The sequence below is a fragment of the Jeongeupia sp. HS-3 genome (genome assembly GCF_015140455.1).
Taxonomy (GTDB): Bacteria; Pseudomonadota; Gammaproteobacteria; order Burkholderiales; family Chitinibacteraceae; genus Jeongeupia.
In genome coordinates, this window is the sequence record NZ_AP024094.1 from 922,434 (window position 1) to 946,884 (window position 24,451).

The 24,451-nt window shown below is 60.0% G+C and carries 22 protein-coding genes; 15 read left to right on the plus strand and 7 right to left on the minus strand.

Translation table 11 applies throughout. From position 1 onward, the window contains the following. Positions 1–13 precede the first annotated feature (13 nt). Both dapE and JLC71_RS04360 read right to left on the minus strand, forming a co-directional pair. Positions 14–1,144 (minus strand): succinyl-diaminopimelate desuccinylase, encoded by a 1,131-nt coding sequence (gene dapE / locus JLC71_RS04355; protein ID WP_200917446.1) that lies wholly within the window; start codon positions 1,142–1,144, stop codon positions 14–16. Positions 1,145–1,148: 4 nt separating this feature from the next. Further along, positions 1,149–1,496 (minus strand): ArsC family reductase, encoded by a 348-nt coding sequence (locus JLC71_RS04360; protein ID WP_200918253.1) that lies wholly within the window; start codon positions 1,494–1,496, stop codon positions 1,149–1,151. Positions 1,497–1,549: 53 nt separating this feature from the next. On the opposite strand from JLC71_RS04360, the gene JLC71_RS04365 reads away from it, so the two are divergent. Next, positions 1,550–2,194 (plus strand): DUF3455 domain-containing protein, encoded by a 645-nt coding sequence (locus tag JLC71_RS04365; protein ID WP_236250975.1) that lies wholly within the window; start codon positions 1,550–1,552, stop codon positions 2,192–2,194. A 48-nt stretch (positions 2,195–2,242) separates the two neighbouring features. Here the strand turns inward: JLC71_RS04365 and JLC71_RS04370 are convergent, their stop codons facing one another. Both JLC71_RS04370 and JLC71_RS04375 read right to left on the minus strand, forming a co-directional pair. Continuing rightward, positions 2,243–3,388, minus strand: a complete 1,146-nt coding sequence (locus JLC71_RS04370; RefSeq protein ID WP_200917447.1) for a PilT/PilU family type 4a pilus ATPase — start codon at positions 3,386–3,388, stop codon at positions 2,243–2,245. Between the two features lie 28 nt (positions 3,389–3,416). Further along, positions 3,417–5,078 (minus strand): long-chain-fatty-acid--CoA ligase, encoded by a 1,662-nt coding sequence (locus tag JLC71_RS04375; protein ID WP_200917448.1) that lies wholly within the window; start codon positions 5,076–5,078, stop codon positions 3,417–3,419. 188 nt (positions 5,079–5,266) lie between these two features. Here JLC71_RS04375 and rimP point away from each other — a divergent pair, with 188 nt between their 5' ends. The 7 genes from rimP to pnp all read left to right on the plus strand — a co-directional run bounded on the left by rimP (position 5,267) and on the right by pnp (position 14,164). Further along, positions 5,267–5,701 (plus strand): ribosome maturation factor RimP, encoded by a 435-nt coding sequence (rimP, locus tag JLC71_RS04380; RefSeq protein ID WP_200918255.1) that lies wholly within the window; start codon positions 5,267–5,269, stop codon positions 5,699–5,701. Between the two features lie 49 nt (positions 5,702–5,750). Further along, on the plus strand, positions 5,751–7,223 hold the full coding sequence (gene nusA, locus JLC71_RS04385) for a transcription termination factor NusA (protein ID WP_200917449.1): 1,473 nt from the start codon (positions 5,751–5,753) through the stop codon (positions 7,221–7,223). 15 nt (positions 7,224–7,238) lie between these two features. After that, complete coding sequence (infB, locus tag JLC71_RS04390; RefSeq protein WP_200917450.1) at positions 7,239–9,974, plus strand: translation initiation factor IF-2; 2,736 nt, start codon at positions 7,239–7,241, stop codon at positions 9,972–9,974. A 143-nt stretch (positions 9,975–10,117) separates the two neighbouring features. Next, positions 10,118–10,498, plus strand: coding sequence for a 30S ribosome-binding factor RbfA (rbfA, locus tag JLC71_RS04395; protein ID WP_200917451.1), 381 nt, complete (start codon positions 10,118–10,120; stop codon positions 10,496–10,498). Continuing rightward, the gene (gene truB / locus JLC71_RS04400; RefSeq protein WP_200917452.1) at positions 10,498–11,406 is read left to right on the plus strand and encodes a tRNA pseudouridine(55) synthase TruB; all 909 of its coding nucleotides are present in this window, start codon (positions 10,498–10,500) and stop codon (positions 11,404–11,406) included. The genes rbfA and truB overlap by 1 nt, the downstream gene beginning before the upstream one ends. 89 nt (positions 11,407–11,495) lie before the next feature. After that, positions 11,496–11,765: a 30S ribosomal protein S15 gene (gene rpsO / locus JLC71_RS04405; RefSeq protein ID WP_200917453.1), complete on the plus strand. Its 270-nt coding sequence runs from the start codon at positions 11,496–11,498 to the stop codon at positions 11,763–11,765. A 251-nt stretch (positions 11,766–12,016) separates the two neighbouring features. Next, positions 12,017–14,164 carry a polyribonucleotide nucleotidyltransferase gene (gene pnp, locus JLC71_RS04410; RefSeq protein WP_200917454.1) on the plus strand — a complete coding sequence of 716 codons (2,148 nt, stop codon included), beginning with the start codon at positions 12,017–12,019 and terminating at the stop codon, positions 14,162–14,164. A 137-nt stretch (positions 14,165–14,301) separates the two neighbouring features. Here the strand turns inward: pnp and JLC71_RS04415 are convergent, their stop codons facing one another. Continuing rightward, the gene (locus JLC71_RS04415) at positions 14,302–14,871 is read right to left on the minus strand and encodes a phasin family protein (RefSeq protein ID WP_200917455.1); all 570 of its coding nucleotides are present in this window, start codon (positions 14,869–14,871) and stop codon (positions 14,302–14,304) included. A gap of 211 nt (positions 14,872–15,082) precedes the next feature. On the opposite strand from JLC71_RS04415, the gene phaR reads away from it, so the two are divergent. The 5 genes from phaR to recJ all read left to right on the plus strand — a co-directional run bounded on the left by phaR (position 15,083) and on the right by recJ (position 20,898). After that, positions 15,083–15,727, plus strand: a complete 645-nt coding sequence (gene phaR, locus JLC71_RS04420; protein ID WP_200917456.1) for a polyhydroxyalkanoate synthesis repressor PhaR — start codon at positions 15,083–15,085, stop codon at positions 15,725–15,727. A 326-nt stretch (positions 15,728–16,053) separates the two neighbouring features. Beyond that, on the plus strand, positions 16,054–17,370 hold the full coding sequence (gene rimO / locus JLC71_RS04425) for a 30S ribosomal protein S12 methylthiotransferase RimO (protein WP_200917457.1): 1,317 nt from the start codon (positions 16,054–16,056) through the stop codon (positions 17,368–17,370). Then, positions 17,370–18,152 carry a tRNA cyclic N6-threonylcarbamoyladenosine(37) synthase TcdA gene (gene tcdA / locus JLC71_RS04430; protein WP_200917458.1) on the plus strand — a complete coding sequence of 261 codons (783 nt, stop codon included), beginning with the start codon at positions 17,370–17,372 and terminating at the stop codon, positions 18,150–18,152. Before rimO ends, tcdA begins: the two co-directional genes overlap by 1 nt. A 48-nt stretch (positions 18,153–18,200) precedes the next feature. Further along, positions 18,201–19,202 carry a hypothetical protein gene (locus JLC71_RS04435; protein WP_200917459.1) on the plus strand — a complete coding sequence of 334 codons (1,002 nt, stop codon included), beginning with the start codon at positions 18,201–18,203 and terminating at the stop codon, positions 19,200–19,202. Position 19,203: 1 nt separating this feature from the next. Then, positions 19,204–20,898: a single-stranded-DNA-specific exonuclease RecJ gene (gene recJ, locus JLC71_RS04440; RefSeq protein WP_200917460.1), complete on the plus strand. Its 1,695-nt coding sequence runs from the start codon at positions 19,204–19,206 to the stop codon at positions 20,896–20,898. A 12-nt stretch (positions 20,899–20,910) separates the two neighbouring features. Here the strand turns inward: recJ and JLC71_RS04445 are convergent, their stop codons facing one another. Next, positions 20,911–21,144 carry a hypothetical protein gene (locus tag JLC71_RS04445; protein ID WP_200917461.1) on the minus strand — a complete coding sequence of 78 codons (234 nt, stop codon included), beginning with the start codon at positions 21,142–21,144 and terminating at the stop codon, positions 20,911–20,913. A 192-nt stretch (positions 21,145–21,336) separates the two neighbouring features. Here JLC71_RS04445 and JLC71_RS04450 point away from each other — a divergent pair, with 192 nt between their 5' ends. Both JLC71_RS04450 and JLC71_RS04455 read left to right on the plus strand, forming a co-directional pair. Next, a complete protein-coding gene (locus tag JLC71_RS04450; protein WP_200917462.1) occupies positions 21,337–21,552 on the plus strand; it encodes a hypothetical protein in 216 nt (71 codons plus the stop codon). Then, positions 21,549–22,826 (plus strand): chitinase N-terminal domain-containing protein, encoded by a 1,278-nt coding sequence (locus JLC71_RS04455; RefSeq protein WP_200917463.1) that lies wholly within the window; start codon positions 21,549–21,551, stop codon positions 22,824–22,826. Before JLC71_RS04450 ends, JLC71_RS04455 begins: the two co-directional genes overlap by 4 nt. Positions 22,827–22,991: 165 nt before the next feature. On the opposite strand, the gene JLC71_RS04460 is transcribed toward JLC71_RS04455, so the two are convergent. Continuing rightward, positions 22,992–24,374: an FAD-binding oxidoreductase gene (locus JLC71_RS04460; protein ID WP_200917464.1), complete on the minus strand. Its 1,383-nt coding sequence runs from the start codon at positions 24,372–24,374 to the stop codon at positions 22,992–22,994. Between the last annotated feature and the right edge of the window lie 77 nt (positions 24,375–24,451).

The following is a 24,451-nucleotide window of genomic DNA, read 5'->3' on the forward strand; positions in this document are numbered from 1 at the left end:
ATCAGACAGACAATCAGGTCAGTAGTCGTTCCAGCACGCCGGCGTAGATCGCCGACAGCTTGGGGATGTCTTCAACGGCGACGCACTCGTTCAGCTTGTGGATCGTCTTGTTGATCGGCCCGAACTCGACCACCTCCGGGCAATACTTGGCGATAAAACGGCCATCCGAGGTGCCGCCGGTGGTGTTGAGTTGCGGCGTCAGCCCGGTGACGTCGGCAACCGAGGTCTTGATCGCCTCAATCAAGGCGCCGTGATCGGTCAGGAAGGGCTCGCCCGACAAATTCCAGGTCAGCTCGTACTCAAAACCGTAGGCATCGAGAATGGCGTGCACCTTCTGCTTGAGCGTCTCGGCGGTGTTTTCGGTCGAAAAGCGGAAATTGAACAGCGCTTCGGCTGTGCCCGGAATGACGTTGGTTGCGCCGGTGCCGCCGTGGATATTCGATACCTGCCAGGTCGTTGGCGGGAAGTAGGCATTGCCGCGATCCCACTCGGTAGCGGCGAGTTCGGCCAGCGCCGGCGCCAGCAGGTGGATCGGATTCTTGGCCAGGTGCGGATAGGCAATATGGCCCTGGATGCCGTGCACGACCAGATGGCCCGAGAGCGAGCCGCGGCGGCCGTTCTTGATGGTGTCCCCGAAGACTTCGGCGCTGGTGGGTTCGCCGACGATGCAGTAATCAATGGCCTCGCCACGTGCCTTCAACGCTTCAATGACCTTCACCGTGCCGTCGTGCGCCGGGCCTTCTTCGTCCGATGTAATCAGGAAGGCAATCGAACCTTTGGGGTTCGGATGCTTGGCGAGAAAAGCTTCGGTGGCGGTGACAAAGGCGGCCAGCGACGCTTTCATGTCGGCTGCGCCGCGCCCGAACAAATGGCCATCACGGATGTCCGGTGCAAACGGATCCGAGTGCCAGCGATCGAGCGGGCCGGTCGGCACCACATCGGTATGGCCGGCGAACACCAGCACCGGGCCTGCGCTGCCAAAGCGCGCCCACAGGTTGTCGACGTCGCCAAAGCGCATCGGCTCGATATGGAAGCCGAGTTTGGCGAGGCGCCTGGCCATCAGTTGTTGGCAATCGGCGTCGTTGGGAGTGACTGATGCTTGGCGGATCAGTTGCAGGGTCAGGTCTAGCGTGGCGTCGTTCATGGTCTCAGCGGCTGAAAAGCGCGTCGTAGGTTTCGGGTTTGTATCCAACGGTGATCGTACCATTGCGCTCAAGTACCGGCCGCTTGATCACCGAGGGATTGGCCTGCATCAGTGCGATCGCCGAGGCGGCATCGACCACGGCCGCCTTGCTGGCGTCGTCGAGCTTGCGCCAGCTTGTGCCGGCCTTGTTGACGAGCGGCTCCCAGCCGATTTGTGCAATCCAGCCCGCAAGCCGTTCGGCACTGATGCCCTGCTTTTTATAGTCATGCCAATCGTAGTCATGACCGTGTTCCGTGAGCCAGTTGCGGGCTTTTTTAACCGTGTCACAGTTCGGAATGCCGTAGAGCGTCATATCGGTTTCGTCGCGCAAAAGCGCAATTCTAAACGGCGCATCCGGACTTGCCCATGTTTGCCGCCCGTCAGTTTGACCGGCGAGGCGGCATCCATGCGCCACGCTTGATCGTAAGTGCAGGTGCGCTTGGTTCGACCCATTTCAGATCCGGAGCGGAGATCGTCATGAAATACATTTTGTTTGGCCTTAGTCCCGTACTCGCTTTGCTGGCCGCATGCTCAACGCCGCAAATGGTGCAACAAGCGATGTTGCCCGAGTCGATTCGCGTCAGTTCGCCGGATAAACTCGTGATGAGTACAACCGGTGTCGGCGAAATCACTTATGAATGTCGTGCCAAGAAAGATATGGCGGGCCAGTTTGAATGGGCGTTTGCCGGGCCAAAGGCAGTGCTCTACGATCGTGATCGCCAGGTGGTGGGCAAGTATTACGGCGGCCCGACCTGGGAAGCCGACGACGGCTCGAAAGTAACCGGCAGCCAAGTGGCGGTCAGCCCAGCGTCGCAACCCGGCAACATCCCCTTGCAGCTGGTGAAGGCCAACCCATCCACCGGTGCGGGAAAAATGGCGGGCGTGAGTTTTATTCAGCGCCTGAACACCAAGGGTGGTGTCGCGCCGATCGAGCCTTGTACGCAAGCCAGCGCAGGCCAAAAGCGCCAGGTCGGCTATCAGGCGGATTACCTGTTTTACGCCAAGCCCTGAGTGGTGGGCCCGTTAGCACCGTTGTCAGGTGTGGGCGGGCTGCGCAGCTCAGTGCAATTCGATATCGAAATCGACGTTCAGCTCGGCCGGTGTGCTGACGGGCTTTTCCACATTGCGCGCCTCCTGCTCCTGCACGGTCTGGCTGTTGTTGACCATCCAGGACAGGTTGGTTGCTGAGTCGGCGTTGCGTAGGGCTTCGTCGAGTTCGATCTGACCGCTGCGGTACAGCGTATAGAGCGACTGTTCAAAGGTTTGCGAGCCTTCGCTCAAGGTTTGCTCCATCGCTTCCTTGATCTCGGTGAGCTGGCCGTTGCGGATCAGCTCGGCGATGCGGTTGGTGTTCAGCAAGACCTCGATCGCTGGTATCAGCTGGCTGTCGCGATTGCGCACCAGACGCTGCGAAATGATCGCCGTGAGCGCGGTCGACAGGTCATACAGCAGCGCTTCGCGCGCTTCCTGCGGGAAAAAGTTCACAATCCGTGACAGCGAGTGATAGCTGTTGTTGGCGTGCAGCGTTGAGATGCACAGATGGCCGGCTTGGGCGTACTGCAGTGCGTAGTTCATGGTTTCGCGGTCGCGGATTTCACCGATCATCAATACGTCCGGCGCTTCGCGCATGGCGTTTTTCAGCGCGTCGGCGTAACCGTGGGTATCGATGCCGATTTCACGCTGGTTCACCAGGCTCTTCTTGTGGGTGTAGAGGTGCTCGATCGGCTCCTCGACGGTGAGGATGTGCCCCGGATGATGTTCGTTGCGGTATTCGAGCATGGCCGAAACGGTCGAGGATTTGCCCGAGCCGGTGGCACCGACGACGAGGATGATGCCGCGCTTTTCCATGATCAGCTCACGCAATACCGGCGGCAGCTGCAGCTCGTCGATGCTGCGGGCGCATGGGCGGATGTAGCGGGCAACCATGGCGGCCGAGCCACGGGTACGAAATACGTTGATGCGGAAGTTGCCAAGCCCGGGTTGCGTTAATCGGAAGTTGAGTTCCCAATCTTGTTCGAACCGGCTGATCTGCTCCGGGGTCATCAGCTGGTAAATCAGGTGCTTGACGTGTTCGGCGCCAAGCACCTGATTATTGGCCGGATGACACTGACCGTTGATCTTGATGACGATTGGCGAGTCCGCCGATAGAAAAAGATCGGAGGCTTGTCGTTCAGCCATCAACTTGAAAAACGGCAACAGATTCATTGTCAGGCACCCGGCCAGCGTGAGGAGTTTATTGGGGTTTTAGTTCTCGCCGCAGAATCTTACCGACATTTGACTTGGGTAGTTGGTCGCGGAACTCAACAAAGCGTGGAATCTTGTAATTCGTGAGATTGGCGCGACAGTGGGTGAGCACGTCGTTCTCGGTGAGCGCCGGATCTTTCCTTACCACGAATACTTTCACCGCCTCACCGGACTTGTCGTCGGGAATGCCGATGCAGGCCACTTCCATCACGCCCGGGTGGTCGGCGACGACATCTTCGATTTCGTTCGGATACACATTGAAACCCGAAACCAGAATCATGTCCTTCTTGCGATCAACCAGTTTGAAATAGCCGGTGGGCGACATGACGGCGACGTCACCGGTGGCCAGAAAGCCGTCCGGGCCAATGGCTTTTGCGGTTTCTTCGGGGCGCTGCCAGTAGCCCTGCATCACCTGCGGGCCCTTGATGAACAGTTCGCCGGCTTCGCCGACGCCAAGGACCTTGCCGTCATCATCGCGCACCTCGGCGTCGGTCGATGGTACCGGCAGACCGATCATGCCGTTGTATTCCCTGGTGCTCATCGGATTGATCATTGCCGCCGGTGAGGTTTCGGTCAGTCCGTAGGCTTCGATCAGCGGGACGCCGGTGATCTTTTTCCATTTCTCCGCCACCGCGTGCTGCACGGCCATGCCGCCGCCCAGTGCGAGTTTCCAGGTGCCAAAATCGAGCTTGGCGAAATCCGGGTTGTTGGCGAGTGCATTGAATAGCGTGTTGACGCCGGTCATGCAGGTGACCGGGTATTTACCCAGTTCCTTGACGAAGCCGGGGATGTCGCGCGGGTTGGTGATCAGCAGGTTGGTGGCGCCCACCTTGGTGAATACCATGCAGTTCGCGGTCAGGCAGAAGATGTGGTACAGCGGCAGCGCGGTGACGATCAGCTCGCTACCTTCGTTCACTGCTTCGCGAATCCACGCATGGGCTTGCTGCATGTTGGCGACGATATTGCCGTGCGACAGCATGGCGCCCTTGGCCACGCCAGTGGTGCCGCCGGTGTATTGCAGAAAAGCCAGATCGTCGTGATTCAGTGTGGCCGGCTGCAGCTTTTGGGTGCTGCCGCGGCTGATGGCGGCATTGAATCCGATGTGGCCGGGGAGTGAATAGGCCGGCACCATTTTCTTGACGTGCCGGACGACGGCGTTGACCAGTAGTCGTTTCGGAAAGCCCAGCAGGTCGCCGATCTCGGTCACGATGGTGTGCTTGACCGCCGTCCTGGCGATGACGGTTTCCAGCGTATGGGCAAAATTGGCCAGGATCAGGATGGCTTCGGCGCCGGCATCCTTCAGCTGGTGTTCGAGCTCGCGCGGTGTATAGAGCGGGTTGACGTTCACCACGGTCATGCCGGCTTTGAGTATCCCGAAAATCGCGATCGGGTACTGCAGCAGGTTGGGCATCATCACCGCGACGCGTGCGCCGCGTGCCAGCTTCAAATCTTGTTGCAAAAATGCGGCAAAGTCGTTCGAAAGCCGATCGAGTTCGGCATAGGTGATCGCTTTCCCCATGTTGATGAAGGCGTCGCGGTCGGGGTAGCGAGCCACCGTTTTGGCGATGACGTCCGGGATCGAACTGAACTCTTGAATGTTGACTTCGTGCGGGACATTCGCCGAATAACTGGCAAACCAGGGACGCTCCATGTTCCTCTCCTTGTGATTCTACAGTGCACTCTAGGGTTGTAAGCCTGTTTAGAACAAGACGCTTGTGCGCATAGTTTCGCCAAGTAATTGTTTCTGTTAGAATGAGGGTTGTCCCCAAGATACGGGGATAGTGCTTGGGAATGGGCGCATTTTTGCAGCCCATTTTTTGTTTTTCAGAAAAGGAATCTATGGCAGCGAACGTGCAAAGCGTGCTGGACGCCACGCTCCCTGGTCTCGGCTATGAGCTTGTCGATCTGGAGTTGGCGGGCAACGGCCTGGTGCGAGTGTTGATCGATAAAGCCGGCGGCATCAATGTCGACGATTGCGTCACCGTCAGCAATCACCTTACCCGTCTCTTCCTGGTGGAGGAGATCGCCTACGAGCGGCTGGAAGTATCGTCGCCGGGATTGGATCGTCCGTTGACCAAGCCGGAAGACTTCACACGCTTCGCTGGCGAAAAGGTGCGGCTCAAGCTGCGCATGCCGCTGCCGGATAAACGCAAGAAACTGCTCGGCACACTCATCGGTCTGGAAGACGGTGCGGTCGTGGTTGATGTCGATGGCGAGCGTTTGGTGTTGCCGTGGGCGCAAATTGACAAGGTGCGGCTAGAGCCGCAGTTCTGATCCGGGATTACGCCCGCAGGCGGGCCTCTTGCCGAGGGAATCGAAAACGATGAGCCGAGAAATTCTGCTGCTGGTGGATGCGCTGGCACGCGAAAAAAATGTCGAAAAAGACGTAGTGTTCACCGCGCTGGAGATGGCGCTGGCTTCCGCTACCAAAAAGACGTACGAAGACGAAGTGGATATCCGCGTCGATATCAATCGCGATACCGGTGATTACCGCTCTTTCCGTGTCTGGACCGTGGTCGAGGATAACGATCACGAAGAGCCGTCGCGCCAGATCGCCATTACCGATGCGCCCGAGTACGACCCGCTGCTGCAGCTGGGCGAGACCTGGGAAGTCGAACTCGAGCCGATCGAGTTTGGTCGTATCGGTGCGCAAGCCGCCAAGCAAGTGATCTTGCAAAAGATCCGCGATGCCGAGCGTGAACAGAATCTCAACGATTTTCTGGAACGGCGCGAACATATTGTCTCGGGCAGTATCAAACGCCTTGAGCGCGGCAACGCGATCATGGAGCTTGGTAAGCTCGAAGCCATCCTGCCGCGCGATCAGATGATTCCGAAGGAAAACCTGCGCGTTGGCGACCGTGTTAAAGCGTTCCTGCTGCGCGTCGATCGCCTTGGTCGCGGCCCGATGCTGGTGCTGAGCCGTACTGCGCCGGAGTTCATGGCCAAGCTGTTCGAGCTGGAAGTGCCGGAGATCGAGAACGGCCTGATCGAGCTGAAGGGTGTGGCCCGTGATGCGGGTATGCGTGCCAAGATCGCGGTCAAGTCGAACGATCCGCGTGTTGATCCGCAAGGTACATGTATCGGTGTGCGTGGCACCCGCGTCAATGCGGTGACCAATGAAATCGCCGGTGAGCGTGTCGACATCATTCTGTGGTCGGAAGATCCGGCCCAGTTCGTGATCGGCGCGCTGAGCCCGGCCGAAGTGAATTCGATTGTCGTCGACGAAGACAACCATTCGATGGATGTGGTTGTTGACGAAGACAATCTCGCCATGGCCATCGGTCGTGGTGGCCAGAACGTCAAGCTCGCTTCCGAGCTGACGGGCTGGAAGATCAACATCATGACAGTGAATCAGGCTGAAGAGAAAAACGAAGCCGAGTTTGCCGTTGTGCGTGAACACTTCATGAAGGCACTCGATATTGACGAAGATGTCGCCGAGGCTTTGGTGCAGGAAGGGTTCAATACGTTGGAAGAAGTGGCCTACGTGCCGCTGAATGAAATGTTGGAAATCGAGGTGTTCGATGAGGACACCGTTAACGAGTTGCGTTCGCGTGCCCGCGACGCACTGCTCACTCAGGCCATCGCCCGCGAAGAAAAGCTCGAGCATCAGTCGGATGACCTGAAGAATCTGGAAGGCATGACCGCTGAACTCGCTACCGTACTCGCCGAGCACGATGTCCATACCCGCGATGACCTCGCGGAGCTGGCCGTCGACGAGCTCGTAGAAATGACCGGTGTCGGCGAGAACGAGGCCAAGCAGTTGATCTTGAAAGCCCGCGAGCACTGGTTCGCATGAGGCGGGGAGAAATGAATGAGTGAATTAAAAGTCAGTGAGTTCGCGGCAGAATTGAAAATGCCGTCGCAAGAACTGCTTGAGCAGTTGACCGCGGCAGGCGTCAGCAAGTCCGGCGAGTCCGATGCGGTGACTGCAGATGACAAGGCACGTTTGCTGGATCATCTGAAGAAGAAACACGGTGGCGGCGATAATCCGAAAATTACCGTGACGCGCAAGCAAACGACCGAAATCCGTAAAACGGACTCGAGCGGAAAAACTAAGACCGTTCAGGTTGAGGTGCGCAAGAAGCGCGTGGTCGAGGCCCCGGCAGTGCCAGTGCCCGCACCTGCGCCGCGCGTTGAAGCGGCCGCCCCGGTCATTGCTGCTGCGTCGCCGGTGATCAATGATGCCGAACGCGCTGCGCGTGAAGCAGATGCCCAGCGCCAGTCGGCCTTGCGCGAACGCCAGGCTGCAGAAATGCGTGCCAAGCACGGTGGCGATGCATCGAAGGAAGAGCTGCGCGATGTCGCAGCTCAAGCGGTTGAGGCTGTGCCGACACCCGCTGCTGATGTGATTGCACCCGTTGTACCGCCGGTTGCGCCTGCTGTCGTGACCGCGCCTGTTGTCGCCGAGAAGAAGGCCGCTCCGGTAGCATCCGCGCCAGCAGCGCCTCAGGCGGCTGCGCCTGAAGCGCCGTCGCGTCCGCGGGTCGGTATGCGGGTCGAGTTGCGCAAGCCCAAGGATGTGCCGTTGCGCGCGCCGGAGCCGGTCAAACCGGAGCCGGTCAAGGTTGTGCCTGTCGTTGCTGCCAAGCCTGCTGCTGCGCCTGCTCCCGAGAAAAAGGACGAGAAGCGCAAGTGGGATGACGGCAAGGCCAAGAAGGGCATCAAGACGCGCGGCGGTGACGCTGGCGGCGGCTGGAAGTCCGGCAGGAAGGGTGGTGGTCGCAATAGTCGCAATCAGCATCAGCAAGATAGCGATAACGCGCACGCCTTCCAGGCTCCGACCGAACCGGTTGTGCATAACGTCGACGTGCCGGAAACCATTTCCGTGGCCGATTTGGCGCACAGAATGGCGGTGAAGGGGGTCGAGGTTGTCAAGGCGTTGATGAAGATGGGCATGATGGTCACCATCAACCAGATTCTTGATCAAGAAACCGCGATGATCATCGTCGAGGAAATGGGCCACGTTCCGCACGCGGCCAAGCTCGATGATCCGGATATCTATCTGGGTGATGAAGACAAGACCGAGCATGTGCTGTCGCCGCGTGCGCCGGTTGTGACCGTGATGGGTCACGTCGATCATGGTAAGACATCCTTGCTCGACTATATTCGTCGCTCCAAGGTTGCTGTGGGCGAGGCGGGTGGTATCACCCAGCATATCGGCGCTTATCACGTCGAAACCGGCAAGGGTATGATCACCTTCCTTGATACCCCGGGTCACGAGGCGTTCACCGCCATGCGTGCTCGTGGTGCCTCGGCGACCGATATCGTGGTGCTGGTGGTTGCTGCCGACGATGGCGTGATGCCGCAAACGATTGAAGCTGTTCACCATGCCAAGGCTGCGGGCGTGCCGATCGTTGTGGCCGTGAACAAGATCGACAAGCAAGGCGCGAATCTCGAGCGGATTCGTCAAGAACTGGTTGCTCAGGGCGTCGTGCCGGAAGACTGGGGTGGTGATACTCAGTTCATCGAGGTCTCGGCCAAGCAAGGCACGAATATCGATGCTCTGCTTGACGCGATTCTGCTGCAGGCTGAAGTGCTGGAGTTGACCGCGCCGGTTGATGGCCCTGCCAAGGGGATCATCATCGAAGCCCGTCTGGACAAGGGCCGTGGTGCCGTGGCATCGATGCTGGTTCAGTCCGGCACCTTGCGTAAGGGTGATGTGGTGCTTGCTGGCGGTGTGTATGGCCGTGTTCGCGCCATGCTGGATGAAACCGGCAAGCAGATCACCGAAGCGGGTCCGTCGATTCCGGTCGAGATTCTCGGTCTGTCGGAAGTGCCGTCGGCAGGCGAAGATGCGATGGTGCTGGCTGACGAGAAGAAGGCGCGCGAAATCGCCATGTTCCGTCAGGGCAAGTTCCGTGACGTCAAGTTTGCGCGTCAGCAAGCGTCCAAGCTCGAAAACATGTTCGCGCAGATGGCCGAAGGTGGCGAAGTTCAAAACCTGCCGATCATCATCAAGACCGACGTGCAAGGTTCGGCCGAAGCGTTGGCCGGCTCGCTGCTCAAACTGTCGACCGACGAAGTGCGCGTGCAGATTCTGCACTCGGGTGTTGGTGGTATCTCGGAGTCGGACATCAACCTTGCGTTGGCCTCCAAGGCGGTGGTCGTTGGTTTCAACGTCCGCGCCGATGCGGCTGCACGCAAGCTGGCCGAAGCCGAAGGCGTCGACCTGCGTTACTACAACATCATCTATGACATCGTTGATGATGTGAGAGCGGCAATGTCGGGCATGCTGGCGCCGGAGAAAAAAGAACAGATCATTGGTATGGTCGAAATCCGTCAGGTGTTCGTCATCTCCAAGGTCGGTTCGGTTGCCGGTTGCTACGTGCTCGACGGTATCGTCAAGCGTGGCGCAGGCGTCCGTCTGCTGCGCAGCAATGTGGTGGTGCATCAGGGCGAGCTCGATACGCTCAAGCGCTTCAAGGATGACGTCAAGGAAGTGCGCGCCGGCTACGAATGTGGCCTGCAGCTCAAGAACTACAACGACATCCAGGAAGGCGATCAACTCGAAGTGTTCGAAATCGTCGAGATTGCACGCACGCTGTAATGCGTTGAGGTGTGAGGGGAGGGGAACGAGGTGCAAGCCTCTTTCCTTGCACCGGTAGGCGCAGGTTGATCCTGCGCCTTTTGTCTTTTTTGCTTTAGGTGGCCGGCTCAACCTCGTGCCGGATGCCGATTGAAGACCCAAACATGGCTAGACAATTCACCCGTTCCGACCGTATTGCGCAGCAGTTGCAGCGCGATATCGCCGAGCTGATTCGCGGCGAGCTCGATCACCCGAAGGCGTCGCTGATTACCGTGACCGACGTTGAAGTGACGCGCGATCATTCGCACGCGAAAATTTTTTACACCTTCATGGGTACACCTGAAGATGCACAGGCGATTGCCACCAAGCTGGAGCAAGCCAAAGGCTTTCTGCGTAGCGAGCTGTCGCGTGGTTTCAAACTCTTCAAAATGCCTGAGCTGCATTTTCACTACGATCATTCGGTCGAGCTGGGCTTCAAGCTCGATACGCTGATTTCGCAGGCTGCGAGCCTGCCGAAGGCGCCGGATGACGAGGGCGATGCCTGATGGCGAAGCGCAAGATCGACGGCGTGCTGCTGCTCGACAAGCCCTTCGGTATTACCAGTAATGCCGCGCTGCTGAAGTGCCGTTGGTTGTTGTCTGCCGAAAAGGGCGGCCATACCGGCGTGCTCGATCCGTTTGCGACCGGGTTGTTGCCGCTGTGTTTTGGCGAGGCAACCAAGTTTGCGCAACGTATGCTCGACGCCGACAAGGGTTATCGTGCAACGATCAAGCTCGGCCAGGTCTCGACAACGCTTGATGGCGAGGGCGAGATCAGCGACAGCGGCGTTGCACCGACCGATCCGGCGTTGATCACCGCGGCATTGGCGCAATTTACCGGTGAGATCGAGCAGGTGCCGCCGATGTATTCGGCGCTCAAGCATCAGGGCAAGGCCTTGTATGAATATGCGCGCCAAGGGGTGGAAATCGAGCGCCCGGCGCGAAAGATCACGATTTATTCGCTGACGCTTGAAAGCTTTGCCGATGGCGTGCTGGTGATCGACGTGCTGTGCTCCAAGGGGACGTATATCCGCACCCTCGCCGACGATATCGGTCGTGTGCTCGGTTGTGGCGCATACCTGACCGGCCTGCGTCGTACCAAAACGGCCGGGTTTGGTATCGAGCAAACCGTGTCGCTGGATGCGTATATTGCGATGTCCCTGGAAGAGCGCGAGGCGTGCTTGCTGCCGGCCGACACGCTGGTGCAGGACATGCCGAGTTTGTCGCTGGATGTTGCAGATATGGAGCGGATCCGGCATGGCATGAGCGTTCAACGTGATGGCGGCTGGCCTGATGAGGGCTTGTTCCGGCTTTACGCTATCCCGGAAAATGGGGATAATGCTCGATTCATCGGTTTGGGTGAAGTGGCGTGCGATGGTGTGCTGCGACCCAAACGACTGCTGGCCACTGGCTAGTGAAAGGAGCTCGATTGGGTGAAAACTCGGTCGGGCTTGTCGGGAGCGGGGCATGTTGCCCTGGCCCAATCACCTCATGGAGTATTGAGATGTCCGTTACCGTTGGCCAGAAGGCCGAGATCGTCAAAGAATACCAACGTGCCGAAGGCGATACCGGTTCCCCGGAAGTTCAAGTTGCGCTGCTGACCGCACGCATCAACGACCTGACCCCGCACTTCAAAGAAAACAAGAAAGACCACCACTCGCGTCGTGGTCTGCTGAAGATGGTGTCGCGTCGCCGTCGTCTGCTGGACTACCTCAAGCGCACCAATGCTGATAGCTACCGCGGCTTGATCGCCGCACTTGGTCTGCGCAAGTAAATCAAGCAAAAAAAGTCGCAGCCTGAAAACTGCGACTTTTTTGTTTTTTCAGGGTCAGAATTCATTCGCTCTGCGCAACTACGGTTTCGGTAGCGGAGCGAGAGAAAGACCGGCAGCGCTTTGCTGCCGGTGAGTTGGGATGTGCCGAAGCCGGCGACAACCATCGGGTCGGGGTAGACCGACCGGTGAGCGGCGTTGTCGCAGCGGAATGATTGCCTCTGCCGCAGGCAAAACCACTGCAAGGAAAATCTGTGTTCAACAAAATTACGAAATCGTTCCAGTACGGCAAGCATACCGTTACGCTGGAAACGGGCGAAGTCGCCCGTCAGGCCTCCGGCGCCGTTGTGGTGTCGATGGACGACACCGTTGTACTCGTGACCGTGGTCGCCGCCAAGGGCGTGAAGCCGGGCCAAGATTTCTTCCCGCTCACGGTCGACTACCAAGAGCGGACCTACGCCGCCGGTAAGATCCCGGGCGGTTTCTTCAAGCGCGAAGGTCGCCCTTCGGAAAAGGAAATCCTGACCAGCCGCCTGATCGATCGTCCGATCCGCCCGCTGTTCCCGGAAGGTTTCTTCAATGAAATCCAGATCATTGCGACCGTGTTGTCGCTTGATCCGCAAATCGACTCCGACATCCCGGCGATGATCGGTGCTTCGGCTGCACTGGCTATTTCCGGTCTGCCGTTTGCCGGCCCGATCGGCGCCGCGCGCGTCGGTTACGCCGATGGCCAGTACCTGCTCAATCCGACCAAGGATGAGCTGAAGACGTCGCAACTGGACCTCGTGGTTGCCGGTACCGAACAAGCGGTGCTGATGGTCGAATCCGAAGCCAAGGAATTGTCGGAAGAAGTCATGCTGGGCGCCGTGGTCTTTGGCCACGACGAACTGCAAAAGGCGATCAACGCGATCAACGCGCTGGCCGACGAAGTCAATCCGGAGCTGTTCGACTGGAATGAACCGGTCAAGAACGAGGCACTGGAAGCTCAAGTCGCCGAAATCGCCGGTGAAGATCTCAAGCAGGCATTCCGTATTGCCCAAAAGCAAGCGCGTAGCGCCAAGATTGGCGAAGCGTGGGACAAGGTCAAGGCTGCACTGATCAACGAAGGCACCGATACCCTTGCGGCCAACCAGATTCGTGGCATCTTCCACGATATGGAAGCCAAGATCGTGCGTAACCAGATCCTCGACGGTTACCCGCGTATCGACGGCCGCGATACCCGCACCGTGCGTCCGATCACCGTTCGCAACGGCGTGCTGCCGCGCACCCATGGTTCGTCCTTGTTCACCCGTGGTGAAACGCAAGGTCTGGTCGTTGCTACGCTGGGTACCAAGCTCGACGAACAAAAGATCGACGCGCTGGCCGGTGAATACACCGACCGCTTCATGCTGCATTACAACTTCCCGCCGTACTCGACCGGTGAAACCGGCCGTGTCGGTACGCCGAAGCGCCGCGAAATCGGTCACGGCCGTCTGGCCAAACGCGCGTTGCTGGCCGTGCTGCCGACTCAGGAAGAGTTCGCCTACACCATGCGTGTGGTGTCGGAAATCACCGAGTCGAACGGTTCGAGCTCGATGGCGTCGGTCTGCGGTGGTTGCCTGGCGCTGATGGATGCCGGCGTACCGCTGAAGAACCACGTTGCCGGTATCGCGATGGGCCTGATCAAGGAAGGCAACCGCTTTGCCGTCCTCTCCGACATCCTCGGCGACGAAGATCACCTCGGCGATATGGACTTCAAGGTTGCGGGTACCGAAAACGGCGTGACCGCGCTGCAGATGGATATCAAGATCACCGGCATCACCAAGGAAATCATGAAGGTGGCGCTGGATCAGGCTCAAGTGGGCCGTACCCACATCCTCGGCATCATGAAGGCCGAAGTCGCTGGCGCGAACACCGAAGTGTCGCAACACGCACCGCGTCTTTACACCATGAAGATCAATCCGGAAAAAATCCGCGACGTGATCGGCAAGGGTGGTTCGGTGATTCGTGCACTGACCGAAGAAACCGGTACGCAGATCGACATCGCCGAAGACGGCACCATCACGATTGCATCGGTATCGTCCGAAGGTGCCGATGAAGCCAAGCGCCGCATCGGCGAGATCACTGCCGAAGTCGAAATCGGCAAGATCTACGAAGGTCCGGTCGTGAAGATTCTCGACAACAACGTCGGCGCGATCGTGTCGATCATGCCGGGTCGTGATGGTCTGGTGCACATCAGCCAGATTGCCAACGAGCGCATCAAGAACGTCAGCGACTACCTGAAAGAAGGTCAAGTCGTGCGCGTGAAGGCGCTTGAGCAAGATGAGAAGGGCCGTGTTCGTCTGTCGATCAAGGCCGTGCTGAACGACGAGGCGGCGCTTGCTGCTCCGGTCGCAGCCGCTCCGGCTGAAGGTGTAGAGTAAACAAATTGGGGTGAGGCCTTCAGGTCTCGTCGCAATTAAACAACAAGGGCGCCTCAGGGCGCCCTTGTTGTTTGGGTAAAAACGATCAAGAAAAAGGGCGCCTTGCAGGCGCCCTTTTTTTCTGGATCCGCTGTTACTTAAGCTGCTGCATTACCTGCGGCGGCGGTCTTCTTGGCTGCGGTCTTCACTGCATCAGCAGTTGCAGTTGTTGCGGCTTTCACCGAAGCATCGGCGAAATCGGCAACTTGCTTGGCGGCCTTGGTCAGGCTGTCAACGGCGGCGGCGGTAGCTTGTACGGTCGACTTTACCGCAGCAACAGCGACGTCAGCGCCGGCCGGTGCCGACTTGACGAAGCGATCCAGGCCCGACACAACTTGCTTGTTGAATGCGGTCGATTGCTCTTCAGCGATCTTGGTCAGCTCGGCTTGTGCTTGCGAGGTGATTTCGTACACTTGGCGCGAATATTGGCCGGCATGGTCAACCGATGCTTCCAGTTGCTTTTGGCGCAGGGCCACGGCTTCTTGCGCATCCTTGACGACGGCGAGCGATTTGATCTGCTTGGCGCCTTCTTCCAGCGAATTCTTGGCGGTTTCCAGATTCAGTTTGGTCAGGCGCTCGGCCGAATCCAGATAAATACGGGCAAAACGCAGTGCAGTTTCGACGTGTTCGGTGGCAAAATCGGCGAACTGTTGTTGAGCTTGGCTCATGGTGGTTTCCTCGAAGATGGGTTGGCATTTCGATGGCAGGGCTGGTTTGAGTAATTAAAATTTGCTGCCCTGCACAATCAGGTCCATTTTTGGATTGGCCCCGGCATTTGTCAACCCATTTTTTGTGCGCTGCAACAACGACCAATGCGGGCCGATGGGCGGCGGCGATCTACAATGCAGCCATCAAGCTGCAGATCCAAAGGGAGTAGGCATGAGTGCCGAAGAAAAGCGCGTCATCAAGAAATACCCGAACCGCCGTTTGTACGATACCGCGACCAGCAGCTACATCACGCTGGCCGATGTCAAGCAGCTGGTGCTCGACTGTATTGATCTCCGTGTTGTTGATGCCAAGAGCGGCGACGACATCACCCGCAGCGTGCTTTTGCAGATCATCATGGACGAAGAGGCGGGCGGTATGCCGCTGTTCAGTTACGACGTGCTGACGCAGATCATCCGCTTCTATGGCAACGCCATGCAGGGCTTGATGGGCAATTATCTGGAGAAGAATCTGCAACTGTTTGCCGACATGCAGCATCGTTTGCAGGATCAGGCGAACTCGGCAATCAGCGGGGATAACCCGATGCTGGGCAACGCCAATCTGTGGGGCGACTTCATGAAGTTCCAGGGGCCGGCGTTGCAGAGCATGATGGGCAACTATCTGGAAAGCAGCACCAACCTGTTTGTCGACATGCAGCAGCAGCTGCAGGATCGCGCCAAAAACCTGTTTACCGGTTTTGGCATGCCGGGCTATGGCAAGGGCGAGGGCTCGCCCGACGAGCCGCAGCCGTCGGCACCGCCGCAGGCTGCGCCGGTGGCGGCTAAAACCAACACACGCAAGCGCTCCAGCAATAGTTGATGTGTGTTCTGGGTGAGCCACCAAGGGCGAGCCGAGTTGGCTCGCCCTTGGTGTTTGCTGCGTTGTGGTTATTGCCCGAGGTTCTGGCGGGGCGGGCGCGGTTGCGCCTTCCCGGGGTGTGCAGGTAACTTTTTTCTATGCAAACGAAACGGGCTTTCGTGATGGATCAAAAACACACTACCAACGACTAAGCGCTTGAATTAAAATCGCAACTTGTCCCAGCGGGCATGCCACCACGGCATGCCCGCATCATTTTGTGCTGGCGCCCGTGTCGATCGGACACGTCGCCACGATGTGCGCGTCAATATGCGCCGGAGAAGGTTTGAATGTCCGCCCCTAAAGTAGGCTTCGTTTCACTTGGCTGTCCTAAAGCTTTGGTCGACTCGGAGCAGATCATCACCCAGCTGCGTGCCGAGGGTTATGAGATTTCCCCGTCGTACAATGACGCTGATCTTGTGGTGGTGAACACCTGTGGTTTTATCGATTCGGCGGTGCAGGAGTCGCTCGATGCGATCGGCGAGGCGCTGGCCGAGAACGGCAAGGTCATCGTGACTGGTTGCCTGGGCGCCAAGAAAGACGGCGACATGATTCGCGAAGTACACCCCAAGGTGTTGGCGGTGACCGGCGCGCATGCGCGCGACGAAGTAATGAACCACGTTCACCAGCATTTGCCCAAACCGCATGACCCCTTCATTGATCTGGTGCCGCCGGCCGGGATCAAGCTGACGCCCAAGCATTACGCCTATCTGAAGATTTCCGAGGGCTGTAATCACCGCTGCACCTTCTGCATCATTCCGAGTATGCGTGGTGATCTGGTCAGCCGGCCGATTCACGATGTGCTGAAAGAGGCGGAGAACCTTGCCAAGTCGGGTGTGAAGGAGTTGCTGATCATTTCGCAGGACACTTCGGCCTACGGCGTTGATGTGAAGTACAAGCTGGGCTTTCATAACGGTCGTCCGGTGAAGACGCGCATGACCGAATTGTGCGAAGAGCTGGGCAAGCTCGGCATCTGGGCGCGGCTGCATTACGTTTACCCGTACCCGCACGTCGATGAAGTCATCCCCTTGATGGCCGAGGGCAAGATCGTTCCTTACCTCGACATCCCGTTCCAGCATGCCAGCCAGCGCGTGCTGAAGCTGATGAAGCGCCCGGCCAATAGCGCCAATGTGCTTGGTCGCATCAAGAAGTGGCGCGAAATCTGCCCCGATCTGACCATACGCTCGACCTTCATTGTCGGTTTTCCGGGTGAGACCGAGGCCGAATTCGAGGAGCTGCTGGCCTTTCTGGATGAGGCACAGCTCGATCGCGTCGGCTGTTTCATCTATTCGCCGGTCGAAGGCGCGACCGCCAACGACCTGCCCGATCCGGTGCCGGCCGATGTGGCCGAAGAGCGTCAGCGTCGCTTCATGGAGAAGCAGGCGGAAATTTCCGCCGCGCGCCTGCAGGCCAAGATCGGCCGCGAGTACACGGTGCTGGTTGACGAGATCGACGACGAGGGTGCAGTTGCGCGCACTTACTCGGATGCGCCGGAAATCGACGGTCTGGTGTATTTCGAGCCGGTCGCCGGCGTGCAGCCGGGCGACTTCGTGAAGGTGCGCATTACCGATGCCGACGAGCACGATCTCTGGGCCGAGCAGCTCTGATGGAGACTTCGTACGAACGCCGCTTCGGTGGCATCGCCCGGCTTTATGGCGCTGCCGCGCTGGAGAAATTCCGCGCCGCGCACATTTGCGTGATCGGCGTTGGCGGCGTGGGCTCGTGGTCGGCCGAGGCGTTAGCGCGCTCCGGCGTCGGCGCGATCACGCTGATTGATCTCGACGATATCTGCGTCTCCAACACCAACCGGCAATTGCCGGCGTTGCTTGGGCAGTATGGGCAGATGAAAGTCGCGGCGCTGGCCGAGCGTATCGTTGCGATCAATCCGGAGTGCAAGGTGACGACGGTTGAGGATTTTGTCGATGCGGGCAATCTGGCCGAGCTGCTTGGCGTCGGTTTTGATTACATCATCGATGCGATCGATTCGGTCAGAACCAAGGCGGCGATCATTGCCTGGTGCAAGCGCAACAAGGTCAGCTTGATTACCACCGGTGGTGCCGGCGGGCAGATTGATCCGACCCGGATTCAGGTTGTCGATCTGATGCGTACGACGCAGGACCCGCTGGCCAGCAAGGTGCGCGGCTTGCTGCGACGCGAATATGGCTTCCCCAAAGGCGACAAGAAGTTCGGCGTCGACTGTGTGTTTTCGACCGAGCCACTGGTTTACCCGCAGCCCGATGGCAGCGTTTGTGCGCAGAAACCGGCCGTGGGAGATGCACCCGCGCGGCTCGATTGCGAAGGCGGATTTGGCGCCAGCGTTGCGGTGACCGGGACTTTCGGTTTCGTCGCAGTCGCGCATCTCTTGAAGAAGCTCGCCGCCCGAGACTGAGCGCTGTGACAACGGCGGTTGCGTCGGCCGGCATGATAAAATCGGCCGATGCAACTTCACCTTGTCCTCCCTTATTCCGATTGGCCGGAACGCGACGACATCGCTGCGTTCGCCCAGTCCGTTGCCTTGCCGGCAACCTCCTTGTTGTTCGGTCGTGGTCAGGCGCAGTCGGCGCAGGCCGAGTCGCTTGAAGTCTGGCTGGCCAAGCGCTACGGGCTGGCCGATCTGGCCGTCGCACCGCTGACGCTGGCGCTTGATCTGCCCGGAGAAGAGCCCGGGTACTGGTTGCGCGCCGATCCGGTGCACCTGCGCGCCGACCGTGATCGCCTGTTGCTGCTCGACACCAAACATTTCTCGCTGGCGCAGTCTGAAGCCGATGGCTTGTGTGCCGGACTGAACAAACTTTATCGCGACGATGGCTTCCGCTTTATCGCGGCCACGCCGACGCGCTGGTATTTGCGCCTGCCGGCCGATCCAGGCCTGAGCTGGTCGTCGATCGACGAGGCGCTTGGGCGCGATGTGCGCGAGCATCTGCCCAAGGGCGAAGCTGCGATGAAGTGGCATGGCCTGCTGAATGAAATCCAGATGTGCATGTACAACGCCCCGGTCAACGATGCCCGCGTTGCGGCTGGCCAGCCGGCGATTCAAAGCATTTGGCCCTGGGGTGGAGGCATGTTCCCGCCAGCCGATAAGCCGGTGGCACCGGCACAGGTGGTGCGCAGCGATTTGCCGCTGGTGAATGCGCTGGTGCAACTCGGTGGCGGGGTGGCCAAACCGGCACCGGCGCGTTTTGACGATGTGTTTGCCGACGGGGTTGTGGTGCTCGATACCTTGCGCGAAGGTAATCTCTACGGTGATGCGCATGCTTGGCTGTCGGCTTGGTTGGCGCTGGAGGCCGAGTGGTTCGCGCCCGCACTGGCCGCGCTCAAGACGGGTGAGTTGAGCGAGCTGGCGATTTCGATGCCCGAAGCCGGCTTTGCGGTCAAAGTCACCAAAGCATCGTTGTGGAAATTCTGGCGCAAGCCGAAACAACCGTGGAAGGTGCGCTGAGATGCCGCAAGTCCGTGCACGTACCGTCTCGTCCGAGCTGCAGCAGCGGCTGATCGCCGATGGCATGAGCGAACTGGAAGCGCGCTTGTACGCCGCTCGCGGTATCGCCTCGCCCATCGAGCTGGAACACGAGTTCAAGCATCTGCTGCCGTTTACCAGCATGAAGGGCATCGCCGCTGCCGCCAAGCGTCTGGCCGATGCGATCGCCAAACGCGAGCGCTTGCTGATCGTTGCCGATTACGACGCCGATGGCGCGACCGCGTGCAGCGTCGGGCTCAAGGGCTTGGCGATGCTCGGCGCGGTGGTCGATTTCGTCGTGCCCAACCGTTTCGAGTACGGTTACGGGCTGACGCCGGAAATCGTCGAGCTGGCCGCAACCAAATCGCCCGACCTGATCGTCACGGTGGACAACGGCATTGCCAGCGTCGCCGGTGTGGCCGCCGCCAAGGCGCGCGGCATCGATATTCTGGTGACCGATCACCACCTGCCCGGCGATGTGCTACCCGATTGTCTGATCGTCAACCCGAACCAACCCGGCTGCGAATTTCCGAGCAAGAACCTCGCCGGTGTCGGGGTGATGTTCTACGTGCTGCTGGCGCTGCGCGCCGAACTGCGCGAACGCGGTGCCTTTGCCAGTGCTACCGAGCCGAATCTGGCGACACTACTCGATCTGGTTGCACTGGGCACGGTGGCCGACGTGGTCAAGCTCGACGCCAACAACCGCATTCTGGTCGAGCAGGGACTGAAACGGATGCGCGCCGGCCGCGCCAGTGCCGGGGTGATGGCGCTGTTTCAGGCGGCCGGGCGCAATCCGGCCAAGGCGAGCTGTTTCGATCTCGGCTTCACCCTTGGTCCGCGGCTGAACGCGGCTGGCCGGCTTGACGATATGAGCTTCGGCATCGCCTGCCTGTTATCAACGTCGGAAGACGATGCCTTGCCGCGCGCGCGCGAGCTGGATCAGCTCAACCGCGCCCGCCGCGATATCGAGGCCGGCATGCGCGAAGAGGCCGAAATCGCGCTGAAGAGCATTGCGGTCGAGGCGAACTACTGCATCGCGCTGTACCGGCCGGACTGGCATCAGGGCGTGATCGGCATCGTCGCCTCACGGGTGAAGGAACGCTACAACCGGCCGACCATCGTGTTCGCCGATGCCAGCGAGACCGAAATCAAGGGCTCGGGGCGATCGATTCCAGGGCTGCATTTGCGCGATGCGCTCGATCTGGTCTCGAAGCGCCATCCGGATCTGATCGTCAAGTTTGGCGGCCATGCGATGGCAGCGGGGCTGAGCCTGCGCCCGGACGATTTCGGCCGTTTTCAGGCCGCGTTCGAGACGGTGTGCCGCGAGCTGATGGATGAGTCGGCGCTGGAACGCATCATCGAAACCGACGGCGAGTTGTCGGCGGGCGATTTTTCGTTCGCCACCGCCGAGCGGATCGAGAAGCAGGTGTGGGGGCAGGGTTTCCCGGCTCCGCTGTTCCAGGGGCATTTCCGCGTGCTGGAGCAGCGCGTGGTGGGCGAGCGCCATCTCAAGGTCAAGCTCGCCAACGATCACGGCATGGTGCTCGACGGCATCCGTTTCCAGCACCCGGACCCGCTGCCGCGCGATGTGCAGGCGGCGTACAGCCTGTCGGTGAATGAATTTCGCGGCGAGCGGATTTTGCAGGTGATGCTGGACTACGTTGAAGCAAGTGCCTGAGTTGGCTGGTGGCTATTTGCACTCGATGGTGATGGCGTAGACGTCATCGGTTTCATGCGGATTGCCGATCAGGCCGTAGCCCTTGGGGCAGAGGTCGTGTGCCTCGTCATAGGTTTTGGCGGCGTTGCCGGTTTCGATGTGATGGACCGGTTTGCCGTTGGGGCCGAATTCGGCGGTGTCGACCGAGGCGCAGCCGGCGAGCCAGGCGCTTGCCAAGGCAGCGATGAGAAGAAGTGCTTTTTTCATGGTGTGATCCGGATTGACGCGGGTTCGCGCCGGGTTTGAAGGAATTGTCTTTGGTTTTTGTTGTTGTGAACAACTGAAATAATGACGGTGCCGTGATGCCCGCGATGAGCGGGTTGCACGGCCGGAGTAGACGGGATGAGGTGGCACAAGGACACATTGGCGAAGGTCTGCCGATACAGTGTATTGGGCGGTGTGGCATCGCTTTCGGGCTGCGCCGTGGTCACTGTCACCAGTGCCGTGGTCGGCACCGCAGTGTCGGTTACGACCACGGCGGTGGGGCTGGCGGTTGACGGCACGGTGGCCGCAGGCAAGGGCGTTGTTGCGGTCGGCGGCATGGCGGCCGATGCGATGTCGTCCAAGCCGAGCGCCAGCGAAGCCAGCGCCGTATCGGTGCGGCCATCGCCATGAAGCAAAATCCAGTGCTGTCGCGCTGGCTTGTGGTTGCTGCGATGCTGTGCGCCGCGAGCGCGATGGCCGGCACGGTCATGACGCCGGCCGAAGCGCATGCGCTGGGTGACACCGCGTGCACACCGCTGAAAAATGGCCTGCTTGATTGCCAGCAGATCGCCGCGCCAGTGCCGCCGCCGGCATCCGACCCGTCGATCCGGCCGCTCGATCCGATGTTCGCGCCGACGACGCAGGCTTTCCCGCCGCCGCAAGCCGATGCGCCGATGCTGCCGAGCTTCGATCCGATTCCGTCGCAACTGAAGGGCGATACCGTGGCGATCGGCTGGGATATCGGTTTCGGCACGCCGGCGAGCTGGTGGGAAGTGCTCGACAACGATGCGTTGCGGCTGAAATCGCACAACTTTGTTCAGCGCCCGCTCGGTGCCGCGCCGCTTGGCGAGAATATCGTCGCCAGCGAGGGGATGATCGTGCAGGGCGGCACCGTGTCGCTCTCGGTGCAGAGCGGCGTCTACCGGCTAGGGCCGCTGAAGCCGGGGCGGCATCTGATCGAAGTGCGCCTGTGCAATCCGGACGTCGATGGCAAGCCCTTGTGCAACGGCAAGACGTTCGAAACCTGGGTGGGTGGCAACGGTGAGACCGGCGTTCAGCCCGATAAGCCGCAACTGGACTGGATTCCGCAGATCACCACCGGCGAACCGCTCAATGTGGGCTGGAACCTCTGGTGGGGGCAGCCCGGCAGCTACTGGCAGTTGCTTGATGACAAGCAGGTGCTGTTCGAATCGCACGAATTCAGCGAGCAGGGCGAGCGTAGCCAGTCCGGCCAGACGGTATTGAAAGGCTTGGCGTCGGGCAAGCACAGCCTGCAGGTAAGGCTGTGCAACGCGCTGCAATGCGCCGACAGCGATCCGTCGCCGGTTGAAGTCTTGCTGCCGGCCGAGTCGCCATCCAGGCCGATGCTGGCTTTGTTGCCGCTGGCCGACGAACAGTGGTTGTTGCGCTGGTCCTTGCCGAAGTTCAGTCAGACGGCCAAACCAACCGACTGGCAGCTGCTCGATGCCGATGTCCCGGCCGTACTGCTGCACGAGCGTGCGGTGCGCGTGTGTCAGGTGCCCGCCGGTGCGCAGCAGTTGGTGACGAGCTATTGTGGCGAAACGCGCATGGCCCAAAGCGCGCTGCCCAAGCAGTTGCTGCTGCGGGTCTGTGCCGGCCAGCGTTGCATCGATAGCGATACAGTGCCGGTAGTGATGCTGCTGGCGACACCGGAGCTCGAATGAGTTTTCCGGTTTGCCGATGGCCATGACTTGGATCGGCTAGCCCGGGGGCGATGACGTTGCCTGCGAAGTGGACTGCATAGAGATCACAGCGTTTTTAACCTTTGCCGATCACATCCGCGGGCGGCGAACGCCGTCTGCGGGTGCTGATCAGGCCGGCATGCGTCCTCAGCCCGGCCGGATGTTCTGGTTGACGCGGAAAAGGTTGCCCGGATCGTACTTGCGCTTCACTTGGGCGAGGCGGTCGTAGTTCGGGCCGTAGGCGGCGCGGATGCGATCGCCTTCGTCGGCGGTGAGAAAATTCACGTAAACCCCGCCGCTGGCGAAGGGGGCCGATGCCTTGAAGAAGTCTCGCGCCCAGCCGATGCAGCGCGCGTCGTCGGCCGGCTCGTCCCAGCGGCCGTGAACGTTCATCACGAACTGCGCGTCGCGGTGGGCGTAGGCCGCTGCGTCGGGCGCCGGCTTGGTCGTGGCACCGCCGACGGCGCCAAAGAAGATTTCGCACTGGGGCAAGGGCAGTTTTATGATGTATTCGATGACGGCGTCGAACAGCCCGTCATCCAAGGTCGAGAAATTGTGGGACTTCCAGTAATTGCGTGCGCCGAAGGTCAGAAGCGGGTCGAAGGCCTGTTGCCAGGCGGTGTACGGCTGGACGCCGACGTGCTCACCGAGTGGCATGCCGAGCTTGCGCAGGGGCTCGATTAGCGGTTCACCCTGCTTCGGGTCACCCGCGTAGAGCAGGGCGAGCACGATGATTTCCTTGCCGTGTGTCTCGACGGGGAGAAATGGCAGCGGCGGCGCCTGGCGCAGGATGGCCCACACGGAGAGCTCGTCCGGCGCCTTTGCGGCGAATTCCCGATACTGTTGCAGTACCGATTTTGCTTCGGAGATCGGGTAGACGATCAGGCCGCTCAGTAAGTCGGGGCCAACGGGGTGGAGACGGAATTCGAAGCGGGTGACGACGCCGAAATTCCCGCCGCCGCCGCGCAGCGCCCAGAAGAGGTCGGGGTGTTCGGTGGCGCTGGCGTGCACCACTTCGCCGGCGGCGGTGACGACCTCGGCGGATTCGAGGTTGTCGATGGTCATGCCGTACTTGCGGCTGAGCCAGCCGAAGCCGCCGCCCAGCGTCAGCCCCGCGACGCCGGTGGTGGAATTGATGCCGAGCGGCGTCGCGAGGCCGTGAGCCTGAGTCGCGGCGTCGAGATCCGCGAGCGTGGCGCCGCCTTCGATCATCACGCGGCGCGTGCCGGGATCAACGCTAGCGGCCTTCATCTGCGAGAGATCGACGACGATGCCGTCGTCGCACATCGCGTTGCCGGCGATGTTGTGCCCGCCGCCACGGACGGCGAGCAGGAGCCCATTGTCCCTGGCGAAGTTCACCGCGAGCACGACGTCCGGCGTCGTGCTGCAGCGAGCGATGATCGCTGGGTGTTTGTCGATCATCGCGTTCCAGATTTTGCGCGCGCTTTCGTACGCATCGTTGCCCGGAAGAAGAATCTCTCCGCCGAAGCTGCGTTTCAACGCCTCGATTTTCGTCGCCAATATCGTCATGTCTTCCACCTTCGCCGTGCATTGGGCTGGTAGCGCTCAACGTTCAAAGCTGCGCAGTGCGTCGTGTCCCGCTGAGC

What these genes read in the sequence shown, in the direction of transcription:
- rpsO (WP_200917453.1), top strand. Translation starts at nt 11,496, where the DNA reads ATGTCCGTTACCGTTGGCCAGAAGGCCGAGATCGTCAAAGAATACCAA.
- JLC71_RS04415 (WP_200917455.1), bottom strand. Translation starts at nt 14,871, where the DNA reads ATGAGCCAAGCTCAACAACAGTTCGCCGATTTTGCCACCGAACACGTC.
- JLC71_RS04365 (WP_236250975.1), top strand. Translation starts at nt 1,550, where the DNA reads ATGTTTGCCGCCCGTCAGTTTGACCGGCGAGGCGGCATCCATGCGCCA.
- JLC71_RS04435 (WP_200917459.1), top strand. Translation starts at nt 18,201, where the DNA reads ATGCAACTTCACCTTGTCCTCCCTTATTCCGATTGGCCGGAACGCGAC.
- JLC71_RS04370 (WP_200917447.1), bottom strand. Translation starts at nt 3,388, where the DNA reads ATGAATCTGTTGCCGTTTTTCAAGTTGATGGCTGAACGACAAGCCTCC.
- JLC71_RS04360 (WP_200918253.1), bottom strand. Translation starts at nt 1,496, where the DNA reads ATGACGCTCTACGGCATTCCGAACTGTGACACGGTTAAAAAAGCCCGC.
- JLC71_RS04445 (WP_200917461.1), bottom strand. Translation starts at nt 21,144, where the DNA reads ATGAAAAAAGCACTTCTTCTCATCGCTGCCTTGGCAAGCGCCTGGCTC.
- JLC71_RS04460 (WP_200917464.1), bottom strand. Translation starts at nt 24,374, where the DNA reads ATGACGATATTGGCGACGAAAATCGAGGCGTTGAAACGCAGCTTCGGC.
- infB (WP_200917450.1), top strand. Translation starts at nt 7,239, where the DNA reads ATGAGTGAATTAAAAGTCAGTGAGTTCGCGGCAGAATTGAAAATGCCG.
- rimP (WP_200918255.1), top strand. Translation starts at nt 5,267, where the DNA reads ATGGCAGCGAACGTGCAAAGCGTGCTGGACGCCACGCTCCCTGGTCTC.
- recJ (WP_200917460.1), top strand. Translation starts at nt 19,204, where the DNA reads ATGCCGCAAGTCCGTGCACGTACCGTCTCGTCCGAGCTGCAGCAGCGG.
- phaR (WP_200917456.1), top strand. Translation starts at nt 15,083, where the DNA reads ATGAGTGCCGAAGAAAAGCGCGTCATCAAGAAATACCCGAACCGCCGT.
- JLC71_RS04455 (WP_200917463.1), top strand. Translation starts at nt 21,549, where the DNA reads ATGAAGCAAAATCCAGTGCTGTCGCGCTGGCTTGTGGTTGCTGCGATG.
- JLC71_RS04375 (WP_200917448.1), bottom strand. Translation starts at nt 5,078, where the DNA reads ATGGAGCGTCCCTGGTTTGCCAGTTATTCGGCGAATGTCCCGCACGAA.
- rbfA (WP_200917451.1), top strand. Translation starts at nt 10,118, where the DNA reads ATGGCTAGACAATTCACCCGTTCCGACCGTATTGCGCAGCAGTTGCAG.
- rimO (WP_200917457.1), top strand. Translation starts at nt 16,054, where the DNA reads ATGTCCGCCCCTAAAGTAGGCTTCGTTTCACTTGGCTGTCCTAAAGCT.
- tcdA (WP_200917458.1), top strand. Translation starts at nt 17,370, where the DNA reads ATGGAGACTTCGTACGAACGCCGCTTCGGTGGCATCGCCCGGCTTTAT.
- dapE (WP_200917446.1), bottom strand. Translation starts at nt 1,144, where the DNA reads ATGAACGACGCCACGCTAGACCTGACCCTGCAACTGATCCGCCAAGCA.
- nusA (WP_200917449.1), top strand. Translation starts at nt 5,751, where the DNA reads ATGAGCCGAGAAATTCTGCTGCTGGTGGATGCGCTGGCACGCGAAAAA.
- truB (WP_200917452.1), top strand. Translation starts at nt 10,498, where the DNA reads ATGGCGAAGCGCAAGATCGACGGCGTGCTGCTGCTCGACAAGCCCTTC.